This window comes from Testudinibacter aquarius (assembly GCF_004342725.1).
Taxonomy (GTDB): Bacteria; Pseudomonadota; Gammaproteobacteria; order Enterobacterales; family Pasteurellaceae; genus Chelonobacter; species Chelonobacter aquarius.
The window spans coordinates 179,292-198,339 of sequence record NZ_SMCP01000006.1 but is presented as its reverse complement, the minus strand read 5'-3'; the positions used below and the strand labels follow the sequence as shown (position 1 = coordinate 198,339).

13 protein-coding genes are annotated in these 19,048 nt (G+C 40.2%); 3 read left to right on the top strand and 10 right to left on the bottom strand.

Translation table 11 applies throughout. The features are described 5' to 3' along the window. Nucleotides 1–208 precede the first annotated feature (208 nt). The 8 genes from EDC16_RS08220 to EDC16_RS08185 all read right to left on the bottom strand — a co-directional run bounded on the left by EDC16_RS08220 (nucleotide 209) and on the right by EDC16_RS08185 (nucleotide 12,315). Nucleotides 209–862: an ABC transporter ATP-binding protein gene (locus tag EDC16_RS08220; RefSeq protein ID WP_132967262.1), complete on the bottom strand. Its 654-nt coding sequence runs from the start codon at nucleotides 860–862 to the stop codon at nucleotides 209–211. After that, the gene (locus EDC16_RS08215; RefSeq protein ID WP_132967260.1) at nucleotides 859–1,656 is read right to left on the bottom strand and encodes an ABC transporter permease; all 798 of its coding nucleotides are present in this window, start codon (nucleotides 1,654–1,656) and stop codon (nucleotides 859–861) included. Before EDC16_RS08215 ends, EDC16_RS08220 begins: the two co-directional genes overlap by 4 nt. Then, the gene (locus tag EDC16_RS08210) at nucleotides 1,656–2,810 is read right to left on the bottom strand and encodes a capsule biosynthesis protein (protein WP_132967259.1); all 1,155 of its coding nucleotides are present in this window, start codon (nucleotides 2,808–2,810) and stop codon (nucleotides 1,656–1,658) included. The genes EDC16_RS08215 and EDC16_RS08210 overlap by 1 nt, the downstream gene beginning before the upstream one ends. Nucleotides 2,811–2,824: 14 nt before the next feature. After that, nucleotides 2,825–3,994 (bottom strand): polysaccharide biosynthesis/export family protein, encoded by a 1,170-nt coding sequence (locus EDC16_RS08205; RefSeq protein ID WP_132967257.1) that lies wholly within the window; start codon nucleotides 3,992–3,994, stop codon nucleotides 2,825–2,827. A 377-nt stretch (nucleotides 3,995–4,371) separates the two neighbouring features. Beyond that, nucleotides 4,372–5,550 (bottom strand): acyltransferase, encoded by a 1,179-nt coding sequence (locus EDC16_RS08200; RefSeq protein WP_132967255.1) that lies wholly within the window; start codon nucleotides 5,548–5,550, stop codon nucleotides 4,372–4,374. Between the two features lie 274 nt (nucleotides 5,551–5,824). Further along, nucleotides 5,825–9,541 carry a bifunctional glycosyltransferase/CDP-glycerol:glycerophosphate glycerophosphotransferase gene (locus tag EDC16_RS08195; protein WP_132967253.1) on the bottom strand — a complete coding sequence of 1,239 codons (3,717 nt, stop codon included), beginning with the start codon at nucleotides 9,539–9,541 and terminating at the stop codon, nucleotides 5,825–5,827. An 18-nt stretch (nucleotides 9,542–9,559) separates the two neighbouring features. Next, entirely contained in the window at nucleotides 9,560–10,669 is a 1,110-nt protein-coding gene (locus EDC16_RS08190; protein WP_176551964.1) for a Stealth CR1 domain-containing protein, read from the bottom strand. A gap of 410 nt (nucleotides 10,670–11,079) precedes the next feature. After that, nucleotides 11,080–12,315: a hypothetical protein gene (locus tag EDC16_RS08185; RefSeq protein ID WP_132967252.1), complete on the bottom strand. Its 1,236-nt coding sequence runs from the start codon at nucleotides 12,313–12,315 to the stop codon at nucleotides 11,080–11,082. A 740-nt stretch (nucleotides 12,316–13,055) separates the two neighbouring features. Between EDC16_RS08185 and kdsA the strand changes: the two genes are divergently transcribed. Continuing rightward, nucleotides 13,056–13,892: a 3-deoxy-8-phosphooctulonate synthase gene (kdsA, locus tag EDC16_RS08180; RefSeq protein WP_132967250.1), complete on the top strand. Its 837-nt coding sequence runs from the start codon at nucleotides 13,056–13,058 to the stop codon at nucleotides 13,890–13,892. Nucleotides 13,893–13,972: 80 nt separating this feature from the next. Here the strand turns inward: kdsA and EDC16_RS08175 are convergent, their stop codons facing one another. Together EDC16_RS08175 and selD are read right to left on the bottom strand one after the other, a co-directional pair. Then, entirely contained in the window at nucleotides 13,973–14,899 is a 927-nt protein-coding gene (locus EDC16_RS08175) for a Dyp-type peroxidase (RefSeq protein ID WP_165894222.1), read from the bottom strand. A gap of 100 nt (nucleotides 14,900–14,999) precedes the next feature. Further along, nucleotides 15,000–16,088: a selenide, water dikinase SelD gene (selD, locus tag EDC16_RS08170; protein ID WP_132967248.1), complete on the bottom strand. Its 1,089-nt coding sequence runs from the start codon at nucleotides 16,086–16,088 to the stop codon at nucleotides 15,000–15,002. Nucleotides 16,089–16,357: 269 nt separating this feature from the next. Between selD and EDC16_RS08165 the strand changes: the two genes are divergently transcribed. Both EDC16_RS08165 and oppB read left to right on the top strand, forming a co-directional pair. Next, nucleotides 16,358–18,001 (top strand): ABC transporter substrate-binding protein, encoded by a 1,644-nt coding sequence (locus tag EDC16_RS08165; protein WP_176551965.1) that lies wholly within the window; start codon nucleotides 16,358–16,360, stop codon nucleotides 17,999–18,001. Nucleotides 18,002–18,127: 126 nt separating this feature from the next. Beyond that, the gene (oppB, locus tag EDC16_RS08160; RefSeq protein WP_132967243.1) at nucleotides 18,128–19,048 is read left to right on the top strand and encodes an oligopeptide ABC transporter permease OppB; all 921 of its coding nucleotides are present in this window, start codon (nucleotides 18,128–18,130) and stop codon (nucleotides 19,046–19,048) included.

Sequence of the window (19,048 nt, the reverse complement as noted above, 5' to 3'; positions counted from 1 at the left end):
GCTACACGCCATTTATCCACAGTATCTGTGGGTTAAAAATGTGTTTCCAAAAAAACAGGAAACACAGTTGCTACCTTGCCTCATCAAATATCTTTATCAATAATCTAGGACGGATAGTTAATCCGCCTCTATTTTATCGCATGAATTACTGTCAATAATCTGAATTGATCTTGTCGATGGAATGGATATTATCGTTGCAGCCCCAGCGTTATTTCTGGCTGTTATTATAATATTGATACGCCTCGTCAATTGAAGCAAAATTGTGCATATGCCCGGCTTCCAACACGGCTGCATTATCACAATATTCACGTACGGCTGCCGGGCTGTGCGATACCAGAATAATCGAGCGATCTTTACGCTTTTCAAACAACTCATATTTACACTTGGCAGAAAAACGAGAATCACCAACCGCGATCACTTCGTCAATCAGATAACAATCAAATTCTACCGACAGCGACAACGCAAACGCCAAACGGGCTTTCATACCCGAAGAGTATTTTTTGACCGGCTCATACAGGTAATCGCCCAATTCGGAAAATTCTTCGGTAAAACGTTTGACATAATCTATATCGACATCATAGATGCGGCAAATAAAGCGCAAATTATCCATGCCGGTCAAACTGCCTTGAAAAGCACCGCTAAACGCCAACGGCCAAGAAATACTCATGCTACGATCAATCGTGCCACTGGTCGGCGGCTCTACCCCGCTGATTAAACGAATCAGGGTCGATTTGCCTGCACCGTTGCGCCCCAAGATCCCGATTTTTTCGCCTTTTTGCAGTTTGAAATTGATGTTGTGTAGCACCGGTCGCCAACCACTGCGGGTTAAATAACGTTTACTGACGTTCTGAACATTAATCATGATGGTTCAATTCCTTTGCTAAAATTTTTGACCATAAGCAAGCCTATCAAAAGCATAGCCAAGTTACATACCAAAATATACCAAGGATTTTCATAAGTAATTATACTAGAACCAAAATAACCATGACGAAACATTTCTGTACCGTGGATCATTGGAATCCATAACACATATTTATGTGCCTGCACCGGTAGTGTATGTACAAAAAAGAAAGCGCCAGATAATGGTAACATCACAAAACTCAACGTTCCCCAGATTTTACCGAAAGGCTCTATATGATATGCAATAGAACAAATAATCAAGCCTAAACCAGCAGCAAACATCGCCATCAACATCCACGCCAATAACATATAAAAAATATCTTGCGGCGGTTCAATCCAATTAATCGCAATTAGAATTGCCATAATCGTAATTTGTGCAATCGTTGCTCCTGCTACTTCTAGTAACATTCGGGAAATCAAAGTATCCAGCACCCTAACATTACGGTGATAAAGTAAGCTGATATTCCCTGAAATTGCACCGATTGAGCGATTTGATGCGTTACGCCACATCATTGCCATTGGATAACCGGTAATCACAAAAGCAATAATATTCAAAGTTGAAATACGATCTGCGCGTAGAAATTTCCATAACAACACGATCATCAGTGTTAACAATAGTGGTTCAACAAACAACCATAAAAAACCAATGTTTCTACGCCCATAACGAGTGATGATTTCACGCATCAATAAAGCGCCAACCACTCTTTTTTGAATGGAAAAGGATTGTCGCAGCGTAGTTTGATCACCGTATTGCATCAGTTTTTATGCTCTCTCACACTCGCCAATAATAGGCTTAGTACTCCATACAACATTAAACCAATAATTAAAGTGGCGAAAATATTGTAGATTCGATAAGGCTCTAAGGCTAAATCCGGTTTACTCGGCTGATTGATTACTTCCAAATAAAGTTGCTGACGATCCGCTTCGCCTTTGGCATTTTGCAAAGAGGTTATTGCTGTGGTTAGCTGTTGTTGTGCTAGGGTGTTATCCAGCACCAGACGTTGGTATTCTGCAGTTTGATTGGCAATCGAATCGCCACCGCCAAAAATTGTTTGAATTTGCTGCTGAATTTCTGTACGAATACTTTTCTCTCTTGCCTGCAAGGTTCTAACTTGTGGGTTTTGCGGAGAAATGGCACGTACTTGATCTAGTTGCGTTTGAATGCTAATTAACTCGTCTTGCAATTTTGAAATCAAAGCTAACTGCACTTCCGATTGTGCCTGCAAATCAAAAATACCGTTCTTAATACGATATTCACTCAACGCAGAAGCGGAATCTGTTACACGCTGCTCCGCCTCTTTTACTGATTGCTCCGCAAAAATAATGGTGTCACGTCGGGCACGCTCATTCAAACGGTTAATCAAAGTTTCGCCTAAACTCAATAACTCAGCATTAATTTTTTGTCCATCTTCTGCATTAAAAGCCCGAATACTAAGCGTCGCAATACCAGACACAGAATCAAGGCTAACTGATTCCCGTTTCTGAAAATAACGATAAAACGCCTCTTGTTCATCGTTTAAACCAAATGGATTAAAACGACTAAATAGATCACCTTGATCTTCATAGAATTGCCGCATCGGTAGCACTGCTTCTAGCTGTTCTAAGGCATTACGCGAACGCATAAATTCCTGCACAGTATAAGTATCGTCTTGTGAACGAGCAAAGCCAATGCTTTGCAATAGTGCGCCAACACCGCTCAGAGAAGCTTGATTACGCGAAGAGCGAACAACAAAACTAGATTCAGAAATATACACATCTGATGCCCAAAACGTAAAATAAAATACCGAACAGAATGTCGGAATCAATACCGTAATCCAAAACAACGGATTAAATTTTTTCCATATTTTTTTTACATTTTTTGTTTTTACTGTTGGTGTCGGCTTTTCTGCGATTAATGCTGCTTCTGTCATTTTTCTTTTCCTCATTAATCCGATAAATTATTTATGCTATTAGCGGTACTGGTAACCGGTGATGTAATCGAGAAAATAATTCTCAAGAATTTTTGGAATTCAGCCAACGGCGCATTCGAAACATACACAATATCTTTATTTTGAATCGGGAAACGTTGTAGCCAGAATAATGATTTCGGCTCTAACAAATTGATTCGATAAACCGTCGGTACATCCATGCCAACACCATAACCACGACCTTGCCAAGTCGCTTTGTCTTGTGCATTCAACTTCTCAAACGGTAAATAACGGAACACAAACACCCCACGCGGATCAGAACGGGTGTCAATCAGCCCGCCCATGCGTCCGATAGCTTCTGCCAGTGTCAAGCCTTTAGCTGAAAACCGCACTTCACGATTACTACCAACCGCCCCAAGTGCGGTAAAGCTTAATGGATTGTTTAACAATGAAATCACATCACCGGAACGTAATTTGATATTTTCAGTTGGATTAGAAGCCAGTTTTTCCAACGAAATGGTTTTGACCTCACTGCCACGAGTCAGCTGTACTGAAATATCATAGGTATTTTCGGTCGCACCACCTACAGCAGCGACTGCATCCAATACTCGTTCGCCATGGGCGGTTAACGGCATACGAATACTATTGCCTTGGCGCAACACTGTGACATTAGCCGAATTGTTTTTCACCAAACGCACCATTGCTTGTGGCTGGTTTGCCATCGGACTTAAACGTCGCACAATATCTTTTTGAATCTGCTCCGGCGTTTTACCACGCACCGAAATCGCTCCTAAAAACGGTATTGTAATTTTGCCGCTCTCACTGACCATCTGCTCCGGCAAACTGGTCAGCTGCGCCCCACCAGTTCCACTTTGATTCAACACCCCACCAAACAACACCGCAGGCGCCGCCTCCCAAATCATCACATCCAACGTATCACCGACATTCACCGCACCGTTATAGCTATTCGCATTGGCAAAATGGCTAAACGACTGCGCCTGTTGTTGATTAAAAAGTGCGGTAGCGACATTGTCCTCCACCTCCACCACTTCAACCGTCGGCAGATTTTCCGTGTTTTGATTTTGCAAATCCATCACCCGACTTTGGCTAGGCCCCGAAGTCGGCATGCTATTACAGGCTGCCAGTGTTAGGCAGCAGAGAGAGAGGGTTAGTTTTTTCATCTTCATCGTTATAATTTCTGCATTGATTGTGTGAGATAAATCATGAAACTCAATTTAAGCATAATTGTAGCATTGTATTCCTTTTAAAGGATAATTGACAATTGTAAATAAAAAAGCGTTTAAATCGCTTGAAAATAGGCATTAGCTTAATATAGTGCGACCAACTGAGATTAAATTCGTCAGACACTGTCTGACTTTTTTCATAATAACCAGATGCCGTTTTAATAATCTGTAACTCAGCATAGACCAAATAAGATTAGCAAATTTGTTTTCAATTAGTCAAAAAAAACCGTTATCGTTTGAGCGGGATTAAAGCTCTCACGTATTAATGAGTTATTCGATAATCCTGCTATCCTTTTCACCTATATTCTATAGCCACTACATCAATAATCTTCTGTTTGTTGACAATATGCTTTTTCACTCAACTCTTCTAGCGTAAAATCTGTCACCTCTTGTGAATTAAGTAGTAAAGGACGCTCCCAGAATACATCCTTTTTCACGACCCTTGCGGGTACGCCAGCAATCACGCAATTATTGGGAAATTGATTGCGAACGAATGAATACGCTCCCACAACTGAGCCGGAACCAATTTGAGTTCCCGCAGAAATAGTTACACCATAACCGATCCAAACATGATCACCGATTACAATATCACGGGAAGGATTGATTCTCCGTCCACTATTCACATCATAGATAGGATGACTGTCATCTGTCCTTATTTGATTGTTGGTAGAAAACATACAATCATTGCCGATAATCAACTTAGTACCCTCCGCACAGGTAACATAAACTGGATTGGTACTCGAAGTGTGGTCACCAATACTGACTTCACAGTTATGACCCAATCTGACTGCACCGTGCAGACTAACATTTTTACCGATTCTGACTTGATTGTTATCGCCTAAAATCTCAATAAAAAGATTTTTAATATTCGCATCAGGATCCATTTGGATTGAATTATTTTTTCCTTGGAACCGCACAAAACAATTCGTACTCTGCTTGGCCGGAACCAGATTATTACCAGCCGTGTCCAAAAACGGTTCTGCAACCACTTGTTTACTTCTATTATGCGGAATAATGTTTTTAGTAAAATTCGTAGAGATGATTAATTTATCCAATACCTTGCACCCATCATTTAAGTCCGTATCTACCACAAAAGGGTGTTGCAAGAGCGCGCTTTTTTCGGTTCGAATTTTTTGCTGCTTGCTAACACCGCCAGCAGATATGACCAAATATAACTCATATGTTCCCAAAGACACATCGGTTAAAGCTAAACCATTTTCTTGAAAAGTAGTGAAAAAACACTTATCGTATTTTATGTTGTTTTCCGCATATTTTTCTGTAATTTCAGGCTTGTTTAACTTTGCAAGCTGCTTAATATATTGCCCTGATTCATTTTTCAGCACCAGTTTATAATCAATATCACCATACTCTCTGACATTGATCCCCTGAATAAAACCAATACCGGAAATAAATAATTTACCATCTTTAATTAAGAAGGTTTCTAAGTTGATAAACGTATTGTCAATCAGTTTTGTACTAAAGTGTTTTGGAATATTCATAAGTTAATTCTCTATATAGATAAAAAATAACCTGTATGGTGACTTATTACCCACCAAAACAGATATCAACAATTTATTCATGATCACATTTTAAGCTAAAAAATCCTGTTCATTGATCGGTATTGAGGCAGTCTCTAAAATTATTCAGTAAAATAATACCGAATTGTTTTGGCATAAATTCAAATAGACCGGAATAGCTTTATCTGATTCACCAAATGCATATATATTATTCATTCTATTATGCAAGACTTAAAGTATAATACGATATTTATCATTAATGGTTTAATAAAGTAGAAAAATAATGTAGCCTTTCCTCAGTAACATACTCAGGGTATAAATTATTCATCTCTTGGTAATAGTGTTGTGCCAATTTAAAATCTTTTGACAATGCAGCAATTTCTACAACTAAGCACCAATATTCATAAGGAAGCAGCAGCGTAGGTTTTAAGTGATTTTGATACGCATAGCTTATATTGCCCATTCGAAAATGTGCCAATAAAATAGGGTAAGCCAATATCTGTTGCGCTTTTTTTGACAATTTTGTAGCGTAAGTCACAATCATTTCCCATTGCTCACGCAAGATCAAAAAGTCAAGATACTCTGCACTGAATAACGGATGATATTTAAAATATTCCGACAATTCACTTTGCATAATCAAATCAACTTTTTCAACTTTATCCAAATGAATCAGGGCTAAAGTATACTCTTTCAAACTGTTTGGTGGTAGATAGCGCCATTCACTATTAAAACAGCGCTCTAATTGCTGCACACATTTCACATAATTTTTTCGAACATATGCCAGATGGGCGATTTCAATGCGCGCAGGCACAAAATTCCGAGTATGTTTTTCAAAATCTATCAAGCAGTTATTGGCTTGAACATAACTACCAATCTCAGTATAGGCACGAGCCAAAAGCAACTCAGGGCAGTACATCAAGAGATCGACAGTATTAGTGTCCTCCATCGGTTTAGCAAGTAATGAGGTTATTTCTATCCAATTGCTATTAGCCTTTGCAACCCAAGCATCAAGCCAGTATTTTTTATTCTGGCTAACCATTATCGCTAGTTTATCTGCTATTTTTTGGGCATTCCGACCTTGCTTTAATTCCGCATAAGCCCGTAAAAGTAACACTAAGGATTGTTCATCAATGAAATCTCCTTCGTTCAATGTATGGATAAGCCCCTGCCAATCAGATATTAGTGACAACCGAACCGCAAGCATGAGTGCTTTTTCAGGTAGCATAGTATTATCAGACTCCAACAATGGATCTAATTGTGTGAGATTACCTAACGCAACAATCGCCTCTCGCAAAATTTTTCTTACCGATTTATTCTGTGGTTCAAGCAACAAGGCCTTTTCTGCTCTAGATACAACCAGTGGCCAATTTTCCGCCCGATAGGCTGATTGTAAAAAATCAAATACTATTTCCCGATCAATATGAGATTCAGGATTGTCCAAGCTGATAATTGCTTCATAAACGCGTTGACAATTATCCTGATCCCTTGTGACAAATGTTGCCTGAATTCGCTCCAAATAAAGAGAAGCAATCTTGCCTTGTTGGATAACCAGTAATTCATCTAATCGGTTATATAGTTCATCGGTGGTTCTAGCTACAGGTCCGAAACCGTGTATATCATACTCAAAATAGCCTTTACGATAAGTATGCGATCCGTAAAACACCTCTTTTTCGTCAAACTGATAATAGAGAGTTTGCTTATTTAAATAAGCCATATCAAACGCAACGGATGAATAGTCGGTAATCATCATTAAGGCCTGCTGAAACAGCTCTTGGATATTGCCGTCTGAATACCGCCACACATCAACATATTCAGGCACTGTAAACACGTCCAGATAGGTTTGAATATTGGGGTGTGGAGCAAAAATAAAGCGATAGCCATCAAGGGTTAATTTCCTGACTTGTTCGCTATTTAAAAAATCATGCCATGCTCGAGCATACGTGGTATTCATAAACGCTTCATTGTAGCTTCGTGCAGATCCAGACACTGAATCACCCAAAATATTTTGCCGCCATGTTGGCATAACCAACACATTTTTTGACTGCTCAACGTTATTTGAAAGCAATTTGTCGTAACGGGGGAAGCCTAAAAACTGAGTCTCTTTTTTGGTAAACCGATAGGGTGAGCCATTTTCGCTAATAGAACGGTATTCGTCTGTGGTGGCTGTAACAAAAAGCGTAATATTTTCCTTAGTATTCAGCCAAGGTGACATATCGTCTTTGGTTACACCGTGCTGTAAAAAGACAAAATCTTTATCCAATAAACGGTCATTACCAAAATAATGTGTAATATAGCCATCAACGTGACTACTGATAATTTTGTCGCAACGTTTGAGTTTGCTTTCAAATTGTTTAGATTTAAATTCCAGCAGGTTAAAACCTTCTTTCTGTAATCTGTCCCAATCTTTGGCATCATGATTTAATGCAAAGTAGATTTCATGTTCTGGGTGATTGAGCATCACATAGCGGTATAAATGCTCGGCATTGTCATCCGCTTGGTTATCTCGGTCCAGAAAAATCCAAGTATTTTCTTTACGGGTAGATTTATTCTGATAAAACCGTTTGACTATGTCTAGCACAATATTGCTGTAAAATTTTCCTTGAAACGATATTTTTGCCAGTTTATTATTAATTTTGACTGCTAGTTTTCTAATATCTCTAACATCAAGCCAGACTCTATACTCGGTGGTAAACTGCTCATTGAGCAACGTATAATCAATAGATTTTACAAAGGTAGGTAGCGTATCTTTTTCATCTAGGAGAAAAGAATAAGCAGTTTCCGCAGTTGAAAAGAAACTGAGTAATACTTGTTCTTTAGACAAATCATATTTTTTAATATAGACAATCTGATAGCTAGGTTCGGCTTGTTTAAACAAGCCTAAAAAACCAACTTTATGATAAAACCACGCACCGGCAAGATTAAACTTTTCAATAGTTAGTTTATCAATGTATTTGAAAATCTGATGCAGTAATTCAACAAACTTTTCTCGTTCAGTATCGCTTAAATGAGATAGTGCATTCGGATTATTGATAATTCGCCCAAAATACCAATAAACATGATATAAGGCAGAGCGTTGTAAATAAGATGGTACGAAGCCAAAGTTGCTTTTAGCTGATTTGAGCATTGCCAAACAACCATTTTCCAATACACCTAAGAAGAGGTTTTTATTTGCCCAAGCACCATCTAACGTTGAACTACCGTCTTCTCGTTTGCGGTAAAAATAACTAATATTGGCAATGAAACCAACATTACCATTGTGTCGGTTATCAATCAGATAATCAGTAACAAACTTAGCATCCTCAAAAGAAGGTTTTAACTGTTCATTAAAGCGAGTATGTTTGAGCAGCTTGGATTTAAATAATGCAGTGCTTGCTGAAAGCTGAATAAAGCTATCTAATTCTTTGGCTGATACGATTTTATTTCCTTTAGCAAATCGGTATCGTAATGGATGAGTATCTTTAAAAATTTTTTTGTCTTCAAAATAAAATACCAAAGGAATACCAACAAGCACCAACTTATCGTTTTCTGAAACAAATCTATCTAATTCAAAAAAATAACCGATATCAATAAAATCATCCGGATCAATAAACGTTACCCACTCCGTTTTTACATATTCCAATCCCAGATTACGTGCGGAAGCTTGCCCGCCATTTTCTTTATAGTAATAATGAATATTATTAGGATATTTTTTCTGCCATTTTTTGATAATCGTAGCCGAGGCATCTACAGAGCCATCATCCACACAGATAATTTGAATATTTTTTTTAAACGACAGTCTCTGCTTAACGATGCTTTTAAAAAACTCGTCCAGATATTTGTCAACATTGTAAACGGCTATTACAATAGTAAATTGATTTTGTGAGTTTTGCTTTTTAGGTATAAACCTTTTCAGCTTGGTACTGTGCTTAAAGTACATATCTTTAAAAAACAGTTTGGGATCCCGTCGCAATTTTCTTAATTTTCTACTTAACATTTAATATTCCTTTGCATATCAATCTTTAAAATAGATATCCAGCATTTCAATCAGCTTATTTTGGTAGTTCGGTATGGTGTGCCCACTATGGAAATCATTTGCGCAAAATGAATGGGGTTGTCTTCCTTGTTTCTGCTTGAGTAATAGTTTTTTGTATTGGCTTAATGCATTAGCTGTTCTGATATTAAAATAATAGCAAATATCCACCATGGGTATAGATTTTTTTTCAAAGTACATTAACCAGGGTACTAAAAAAGTTGCCATATTCAAATCATGATTAGTGCGGAATTTATGGGAAAGGAAACTCTTGATTTCATCATGAAACATTACCCAGGCTTGCTGGTAGCTACTTTTCTTTAAGGGTACGTATGTATGTACCAAGGTATTATCTATGGTTTGATGGTAGTAGGTGGCAAGTAAAGCCGCACCTTTACTTGAGGCGTGTAATGTCGGAGTTTGCACCCCTTTCTTTACCATGTCAGATAAATTCTTTTTAGCAAGGAAAATTGAGGCAATGCCATTTGCTCTAAAGAAGTGTGTTTTTGGCAAGTCGCGAGCGATGAATACGTCATCGTTGAAGTAAATAAAATTTTCACTCAAACCCGGAATGTTGTGCAAATGTGCTTCTATTACATGGGAATTAAATGTAGGTAGATATTGTTTATCAATAATAACATTATGATCAATAATGTGTACATTCGGATAATCTACTTCTGTGTACCAGCCTGGCTTTTGGTTGTCGGTGACAATGTAAATATTCCTCACCCACGGGATGTGCTTTTTGACACTACGCAGCGAATAATACAGCTCGTTATGATTGGAGAATCGAGCTGAATCTTTCGCATACAGACCAGCTTGGCTATCAGGCAGTATGCCTTTTGCTGTGTTGAATTTAGACCGCCATTCCGAGTCCTTGTCATTGACCCAAGTAAAGACAACGTCAATATCCAAGCAATTCTCTAGTTTAATACTGGAAAAATAGTCGAATTGAGTTTCGATCAAATTCTGCTCTTCTTCCTCCGACAATTTGACTTCAGTATGGTGGTTTATTGGGTATTTTTTATTCAAAAAATCTCGGAAAAATAATCCCGGTGTTTTAATGAGCTTTCTAGCTTTTCTTATATTCATGGTATTTTTCATATAATGATGAAATAATCTAGTATTGGATAAAATGATTTTCCTTATGTTGAAAATTTCTGCACAGGAATAATGTTCATTCAGTTTTGTAGTAAAATGTTGTGCCCAACTACAAAAATTATTCTTGTAATTATAAGGTATCGTGTATTGAAATGCATTCTCTTATTATTCAATCACTGCATAGTATTTCCAAACCAGTGTACATTTTGCAACCATATAATCCCAAGGAATATTCATGGATTTGGCGGACAAGTTATTCATTACTTGCTGAAAAACGATTCGAAATTCATTAATATAATAAGAAATTAAATTCAAAATCTTATCCTAAATATGGTAAGACGTTACCATGTACAAAGATCTCACACATACTTTGCTTCTTCATTATTTATCATAAATTCCAGCTATAATATATTCAGATAGAGAGCCTTATCTTGTATGATCAATTCATACTCTTTGGTTTTAGTTACCAAGGTAATGTTACGTTTATCAAGCAATATGATGTGTTTATCTATTCCACTTGCCAACTTGACACCGATGGACAATCGGTATTTTCCCTTTGGCAATATGCAAATATCAATACCTTTGTGCTGGTAAGTCGTAAACCATGCTTTATCATAAATAGTCAAGTGTTTTCCATCGAAAAACTCCTTGGTAAGGCTTGGGCGATGGGATTTTGCCAGTTCTAATCGTATGACAGAATCTCCGTTTTGTAGCAACAGGTAATAATTCAAGTCACTATATTCGACAATATCGTGTCCTCTCAATAATGCAGCACCTTCTAAAAATAAACGTCCATCGATAATTTTAGCTATCCGCAGATCGTATATCAACTCACCACTCGGTTGCTTATTGCCAGTTAGCAATTTGCCAAAAAATTCTACATTTCCGTTGTTGTAACGAGGTACAGCTTCAGAGGCCAATCCATAATAAATACTTAATAGTAAAGCGACATGATGTCCGGTTATTTGATTATGTTCACGCACAAATCCCGAATGCGTTTTTAACAAATTAAAATTTTGATATTTTGCAAAATCATTTAGGTATGGTTGAATTTCTACCGGATACTGAATATCTGCTTCGGAAGTCAGTAAGTAAACATTTTTATCTAATGCAGTATCTGAGCGCAGAGCCTTTAAAATTAATTTATCCAAATAACCAATGTCACTCAAAGCGTACATGTTGCCCATCATATGCTGGGCAACATGTTTCCAATTTCGCACAATATAGCTACCTATATGGAGCTGCGGTACAGTTGCAACAATATTACGAATATTCAGTTTAAGCCCATAATAAAGCGCTGCACTACCACCCTTGCTAAAACCGGTTACTGTTGCTTTTTTATTATCTAATTTTAATTCACTAATTTTATCGCAAATAAACTCAGTAACCGCCTCTTCGATACTAAAGTCCATACCCTTACATAAATAATAGGCATACATTTTATCAAAATCATCATTTATCCAAACCACATCACACGGACATTCATTCAGCGCATTGGCAAAATCATAATTTCCAGGGTTATAATTTAGGAAACCAGAAAAAACAAAAATCACATGGTCAAAATCATATTTAGATTTTTTATGTTTATATTTTACTTGAACCCCGTTTGTCGCAATAAAACTTTCTTCTGGATTCATATAAATCTCCATTAATTTTATAATATTAGTAAGTCATTCTAGGATACTTTTGACACGTAACTCCCAAAAGCGTTTGGGTTTTATTATCTAAGTTTCCAAGTGTTCTTTGAGCAATAAGGTATTTAGATACTATTTCTACAGGTAGTTCGAGAATATAGTCTGTAAAGCCTTACTAGAGCTGTGAAATACATTTTATATAATCTTTCATACTGAATACCAGTCTATCAATTTCTGAACGGCACTGAAGAAAATCCTGCGTATATTTTTCAAAATTAACTAATTGAAAGTGTACTTTTTCATACAGTCTCAAATGCTGATAAGCCTTAGACAACAATAATTCAACTGGTAAAAACCTAATATTTCAGTTGCAAGATCAGAGATTACATTTTGTAATAACAACACAATATTTTACCAATCTTGTTTTACAACTGAACTATATGCAAGTACTATTACAGAAATACCCTCATAATCCTCTACTGTTGAAAATTGCTGCACAGGAATAATTTTTACTCAGTTTTGTAGTGAAATGTTATGCCCAACTACAAAATTTATTTTTAGAATTATAAGACATCGTACATTGAAATGCATCCTATAATTATCTCCGACATCAACAGGAAAGAATAATCAATAAAATCAATATGTAGATTCGCTGATCATTTTCCTATTGGGAATTTCATGCTGCTTAATTTATACTAGCACACAGCTCGACTGTCTTAACCAATCTCTGTAGAGAGGATTTTATGCTTTTAAATAATCTAGTTATATCAAACACCTCCCCCTTCACCCTTTTCGGTGGTATCAACGTCCTTGAAGATCTTGATTCCACACTAAAAGCCTGTGAAAAGTATGTGACAGTAACGTCCAAACTCAATATTCCGTTTGTGTTTAAAGCGTCTTTCGACAAAGCCAACCGCTCTTCGATTCATTCTTATCGCGGTGTCGGTTTGGAGGAAGGGATGAAAATTTTTGCCCAGGTGAAAAAAGAGTTTAATGTGCCGGTGATCACCGATGTGCACGAACCTTGGCAGGCTGCGCCCGTGGCGGAAGTGGTGGATGTGATTCAATTGCCTGCGTTTTTGGCACGTCAAACCGATTTGGTTGAGGCGATGGCGAAAACCGGGCGGGTGATTAATATCAAAAAACCACAATTTTTAAGCCCACATCAAATGGGCAATATTGTGGAGAAATTTAAAGAAGCCGGTAACGATAAATTAATTTTGTGTGAACGCGGGGTTAATTTTGGTTATGACAATTTGGTTGTCGATATGCTCGGTTTCGGGATTATGAAAAAAATCAGTGGTGGCATGCCGGTGATTTTTGATGTCACTCACTCACTGCAACAGCGTGAAGTCGGCGCGGCAGCTTCCGGTGGACGTCGTAATCAGGTATTGGATTTGGCATTGGCAGGCATGGCAACCGGCTTAGCCGGGCTGTTTCTGGAATCACACCCGAATCCGGATCAAGCCAAATGTGATGGTCCAAGTGCATTGCCGCTGAATCTGCTGGAAGATTTCTTAATCCGTGTCAAGGCAGTGGATGAAGTGGTTAAAGCTTTTCCGGCGTTGGACATTAAGTAGAAAACAGAAGATAACAAAGTGCGGTTTGTCAATTAAACCGCACTTTTAAACCGCACTTTGTCGCATCTGATAACAATAAATTATGCTGACAATGTCTGCAATTGTGAAAGTGATGGGGCGTAGTAATAACTGCCGCTGACTGCTTGGGTGAAACCGAGCATGCGGTCAGTTTTGTTGTCCAATTCGCCGAACATACTTAACAACTGCTGTTCAATATTGTGCAAGCAGGCGCAATAGCTGATGAAATACAGCCCTTGCGCACCGCTGACTTTGCCGTACGGCAGGCTTTGACGCACCAATTTCAAACCGACACCGTTTTCTTTCAAATCGACGCGTCCGACATGAGACGTTTCCGGCACTTCTTCCAGTTCTTCACTTTCCACTTTGGTTCTGCCAAACACACTTTCTTGTTTGGAAACCGATAATTTTTGCCATTTATCCAGCTGGTGTTCATAGCGCTGGGTCAATACATAGCTGCCACCTTGATCGATACCGTCAGCCACCAATGCTACTTGCGCACGCGCCTCTGCTCCTTGCGGATTTTCAGTGCCGTCGATAAAGCCGGTGAGATCACGCTCTTCGATCCAGCGGAAACCATGCGTCTCCTCTAGCACTTGCACCGCCTCGCCAAACACTGCCATTGCCATTTGTCCGGCGGAAAAACTGACATCCACTCGCAAAGATTGAATGTGAATCAGCATATCCCGTTGTGTCGCCGGGGCACTCAAGTTGCCTTTGCCTAAGGTAACAAATGGTTTTAGCTCGACCGCACTTTGCGGTGCAGCAAGTTGTTTCCAAATCTGATCACCAAATGCGATTACGGCGCCTAATTTAGCGTCAGGATAGTTTTGTTGCAAGGCTTCCAGTTTGGTTAAAAAACTGGCACAACCTTGTTTGACCTTCGCTAAATCCGTGATAGTCAGTTCCAAAAACAGCCCGGAACGGCAATGTTCCGGCAAGATTCCACTCTGCGCATTGGTTATTGCAGAGGTTGTTACAGCAGACATAAAAACTCCTCTCGTGTATTTTTCATTATTGATTAATTAGCGATTGATTGACCTGCGTTGTACATCACCGCACTTTGGATCGCCTTTGGCAAAATCCGGTTTAAATCACCTGAATCAGTGGTGCGGTGGCGCTTTCTCGCTGGCGCAACTGCCCGATTTTAAACAGCTCAACCCCATTTTCCGCTGCCAACGCCTGCACTTGTGCAACCGCATCCGGTTTCACCGCAATCAGCAAGCCGCCGGAAGTTTGCGGATCGCACAGCACTGCTTGTTGCAACTCGCTCATTGGCGCCACCAAATGGCCATAACTGTCGAAATTGCGTTTGTTACCGCCCGGAATACAGCCTTTTTCAATATAGTATATCACGCCGTCCAGTAAGCGCACCTGGTCAAACTCCACTTCGGCTGCCAGATTCGAGCCTTGGCAAATTTCCGACAAATGCCCTAACAGCCCAAAACCGGTGACATCGGTCATCGCGGTGATGCCGTCAATCTCAGAAAATTCAGCACCGATACGGTTCAATTGGCACATCACTTCTGCCGCCAACTGCTCGTGTTCAGGCTTTAATTTGCCTTTCTTCTCAGCAGTGGTCAAAATGCCGATTCCCAGCGGTTTGGTTAAATACAATTCACAATCGGCTTGCGCCTGATTATTGCGCTTCAGCCGTTTAGTGTTCACAATGCCGGTGACCGCCAAGCCGAAAATCGGCTCCGGTGCGTCGATCGAATGCCCACCCGCCAGTGAAATGCCGGCTTCTTGGCAAGCCGTGCGCCCACCATCAACAATCCGTCTCGCAACGTCCGGCGGCAATTTGCTGATCGGAAACCCCAAAATCGCAATCGCCATAATCGGTTTGCCGCCCATCGCATAAATATCGCTGATGGCATTGGTAGCCGCAATGCGCCCAAAAGTGAAAGCATCATCCACAATCGGCATAAAAAAATCGGTGGTGCTGATAATGCCGATGTCGTTGCCGATATCATACACCGCTGCATCATCTCGGCTCTCATTGCCGACCAGCAAGTGCGGATCGAGAAATTTTTCCATTTCGGTATGCAAAATCTGATCCAACACTTTTGGCGAAATTTTACAGCCGCAGCCAGCGCCGTGGCTGTATTGGGTCAGACGGATCACCTCTGTGACGACACGGTTGAAATCTTGCTCGGTAGCATCAATTGTCTCATTCATCCTCTATTTCTCCTCTGCTTATTCTCTGCTGCAATGCGGATCATTGTACTCTATCTTTGTCAGAACGGGGGCAAAGTGCGCTATTTTTTTAGTTGAATCACTGATTTTGTTTAAATAAAAGGCAAATCAGCTCTGTTCACGTTTATTTAACGTGATAATTCTCGTAATTTTACATATTACTTATTTACAAACTCAATTTTTGTGGAAGAATGAATTTCTATTCAAATTTTTGAAATAGAAATTCAAAATACAACATCTATAAGGAGTACGTGACTATGACATTCAAACTCTCTCAACTTCATACCGCACTTGCTGTTGCTTTGCTGGCGGGTAGCTCTGTTTTTGCTGCCAATGTACCTGCCGGAACCGAGTTGGCCGCAAAACAAGAATTGGTTTATAACGCTTCAGCTAATCCAGCCACATTGGATCCGCAAAAAATGGAAGGTTCAGTTGAAGGTGAATATGCCCGCCAGCTGTTTGAAGGCCTAGTAACCTCTGATGAGCAAGGGCATATTTTGCCCGGTGTTGCCAAATCTTGGGATCACTCTGCCGATTTCAAAACTTGGACTTTCCATCTGCGTGACAACGCTAAATGGTCAAACGGCGATCCGGTCACGGCTCACGACTTCGTCTATAGCTGGCAACGCTTGGTTGACCCCAAAACCGCTGCCCCGTACTCCACTTATCTGAAATACCTGACATTGCAAAATGCCGGTGACATTACCGAAGGCAAAAAAGCACTGGATACGCTTGGCGTGAAAGCCTTAGATGATCACACGCTGCAACTGACACTGGATGCTTCGATTCCTTATGCTGACAAATTGGTTGAACACTATGTCTTATTTCCGGTACACAAAGCCACGATTGAAAAATTTGGTGACCAGTGGACCAAAGCAGAAAATATTGTCGGCAACGGCGCCTTTAAGCTAGACCGATTGATTGTCAACGAAAAAAGCGAACTGTCGCCTAATCCAAACTATTGGGACGCCGCCAACACTGTGCTGACCAAAGTGACTTTGCTGCCGATTGAATCTTCCACCACTGATGTCAACCGCTACCGTGCCGGTGAAATCGATGTGACCGGCAAAGAAATTCCGCCTGAAATGTTCTCTAAATTGAAGCAAGATCTGCCGAATGAGTTGCATGTCAGCCCGATTTTATGTACCTATGTGTATGAAATCAACACTAAAAAAGCGCCATTTGATGACGTGAGAGTTCGTCAAGCCCTGAGTCTGGCGCTGGATCGCAATATCATCACCGACAAAGTGATCGCACAAGGCCAAGTGCCTGCCTATCATTTCACCCCGCCGTATATCAATGGCGGTGAAAAACTGACTAATCCTGAATGGGCAGCATGGCCACAAGCCAAACGCAATGAAGAAGCGATAAAATTGTTGGCTGAAGCCGGTTTTACTAAACAAAAACCGTTAGACTTCAATATTCTGTATAACACATCGGAAAATCATAAGAAAATTGCTATTGCTGCATCTTCGATTTGGAAACAAAATCTGGGTGGTGCGGTGAATGCAAAAATGGAAAACCAAGAGTGGAAAACCTATTTAGATTCACGCCACAACGGCGCTTATGATGTTGCCCGTGCCGGCTGGTGTTCCGACTATAACGAAGCCACTTCGTTCTTGAACTACTTCCTGTCCGACAGCAGTAACAATACTGCGTTTTACAAAAATCCGGAATATGATGCTGCGGTAAAACACGCACAATTGGCGGACACTGAAGAACAACGTCAGCAAGATTATGCCAAAGCTGAAACTTTCTTCAGCAATGACGTGCCGTCAGTGCCGGTGTATCACTATGTTCAGCCGCGCCTGATCAAACCGTATGTGAAAGGCTATGCTTCCGCTCATCCGGGGCAAAACTACTATCTGAAAGATGTTTATTTAATCAAGCAATAACCGCCTGCCCTGTTCGAATAGCCTTCGAACGGGGCTTGGTTAACGCCATTAGATTCCATATCGAAAGTGCGGTAGAACGCTGACCGCACTTTTAATTGATAAACGATTGACTTTTAGATTATTACTATGCTGACACTCATTCTTCGCCGAATTTTACAGGCGATTCCGACACTATTTGTGTTGATTACTCTCTCTTTTTTTATGATGCGGCTCGCCCCGGGCAGTCCGTTTTCCAGCGAAAAAAATTATCCGCCGGAAGTGATGGCAAATATTGAAGCCAAATACCATTTGGACAAGCCGATTCATACGCAATATCTGCTCTATTTAAAAAATTTGGCGCACGGCGATTTTGGGCCGTCATTCAAATATAAAGATTTCACCGTCAATCAATTGGTGGCACAGGCATTTCCGGTTTCGTTGAAACTGGGCTTTTCCGCTTTTTTGATTGCTCTGACATTCGGCATCACTGCCGGGACTATTGCCGCCATAAGACAAAACAAATGGATCGATTACCTAATTATGACCTTTGCCATGACCGGGGTTGTGATCCCCAGTTTCGTGGTGGCGCCGCTGTTAGTGCTGATCTTTTCTATCACCCTGAAATGGCTGCCGGGCGGTGGCTGGAACGGCGGTATGCTGATCAATATGCTGATGCCGATGACCGCACTTTCACTCTCTTACATTGCCAGCATTGCGCGGATCACGCGCGGCTCGATGATTGAAGTGTTGCACTCCAATTTTATCCGCACCGCTAAAGCCAAAGGCTTGCCGGCACATCGGATTATTCTTAAGCATGCACTGCGTCCGGCGCTGCTGCCGGTGATCTCCTACATGGGGCCGGCATTTGTCGGAATCATCACCGGTTCAATGGTGATCGAAAGCATCTTCGGCTTGCCGGGCATCGGGCAACTGTTTGTCAACGGTGCGCTGAATCGTGACTACTCCTTGGTGTTAAGCCTGACCATTTTGGTTGGAGCCTTGACCATCACCTTTAATGCGGTTGTGGATATTTTATATGCCGTAATCGATCCGAAAATTCGCTATTAA

Bases quoted from the DNA above. Each gene is read 5' to 3' on its own strand.
- EDC16_RS08220 (WP_132967262.1), bottom strand. From the start codon at position 862: ATGATTAATGTTCAGAACGTCAGTAAACGTTATTTAACCCGCAGTGGT.
- EDC16_RS08215 (WP_132967260.1), bottom strand. From the start codon at position 1,656: ATGCAATACGGTGATCAAACTACGCTGCGACAATCCTTTTCCATTCAA.
- EDC16_RS08210 (WP_132967259.1), bottom strand. From the start codon at position 2,810: ATGACAGAAGCAGCATTAATCGCAGAAAAGCCGACACCAACAGTAAAA.
- EDC16_RS08205 (WP_132967257.1), bottom strand. From the start codon at position 3,994: ATGAAGATGAAAAAACTAACCCTCTCTCTCTGCTGCCTAACACTGGCA.
- EDC16_RS08200 (WP_132967255.1), bottom strand. From the start codon at position 5,550: ATGAATATTCCAAAACACTTTAGTACAAAACTGATTGACAATACGTTT.
- EDC16_RS08195 (WP_132967253.1), bottom strand. From the start codon at position 9,541: ATGTTAAGTAGAAAATTAAGAAAATTGCGACGGGATCCCAAACTGTTT.
- EDC16_RS08190 (WP_176551964.1), bottom strand. From the start codon at position 10,669: ATGAATATAAGAAAAGCTAGAAAGCTCATTAAAACACCGGGATTATTT.
- EDC16_RS08185 (WP_132967252.1), bottom strand. From the start codon at position 12,315: ATGAATCCAGAAGAAAGTTTTATTGCGACAAACGGGGTTCAAGTAAAA.
- kdsA (WP_132967250.1), top strand. From the start codon at position 13,056: ATGCTTTTAAATAATCTAGTTATATCAAACACCTCCCCCTTCACCCTT.
- EDC16_RS08175 (WP_165894222.1), bottom strand. From the start codon at position 14,899: ATGTCTGCTGTAACAACCTCTGCAATAACCAATGCGCAGAGTGGAATC.
- selD (WP_132967248.1), bottom strand. From the start codon at position 16,088: ATGAATGAGACAATTGATGCTACCGAGCAAGATTTCAACCGTGTCGTC.
- oppB (WP_132967243.1), top strand. From the start codon at position 18,128: ATGCTGACACTCATTCTTCGCCGAATTTTACAGGCGATTCCGACACTA.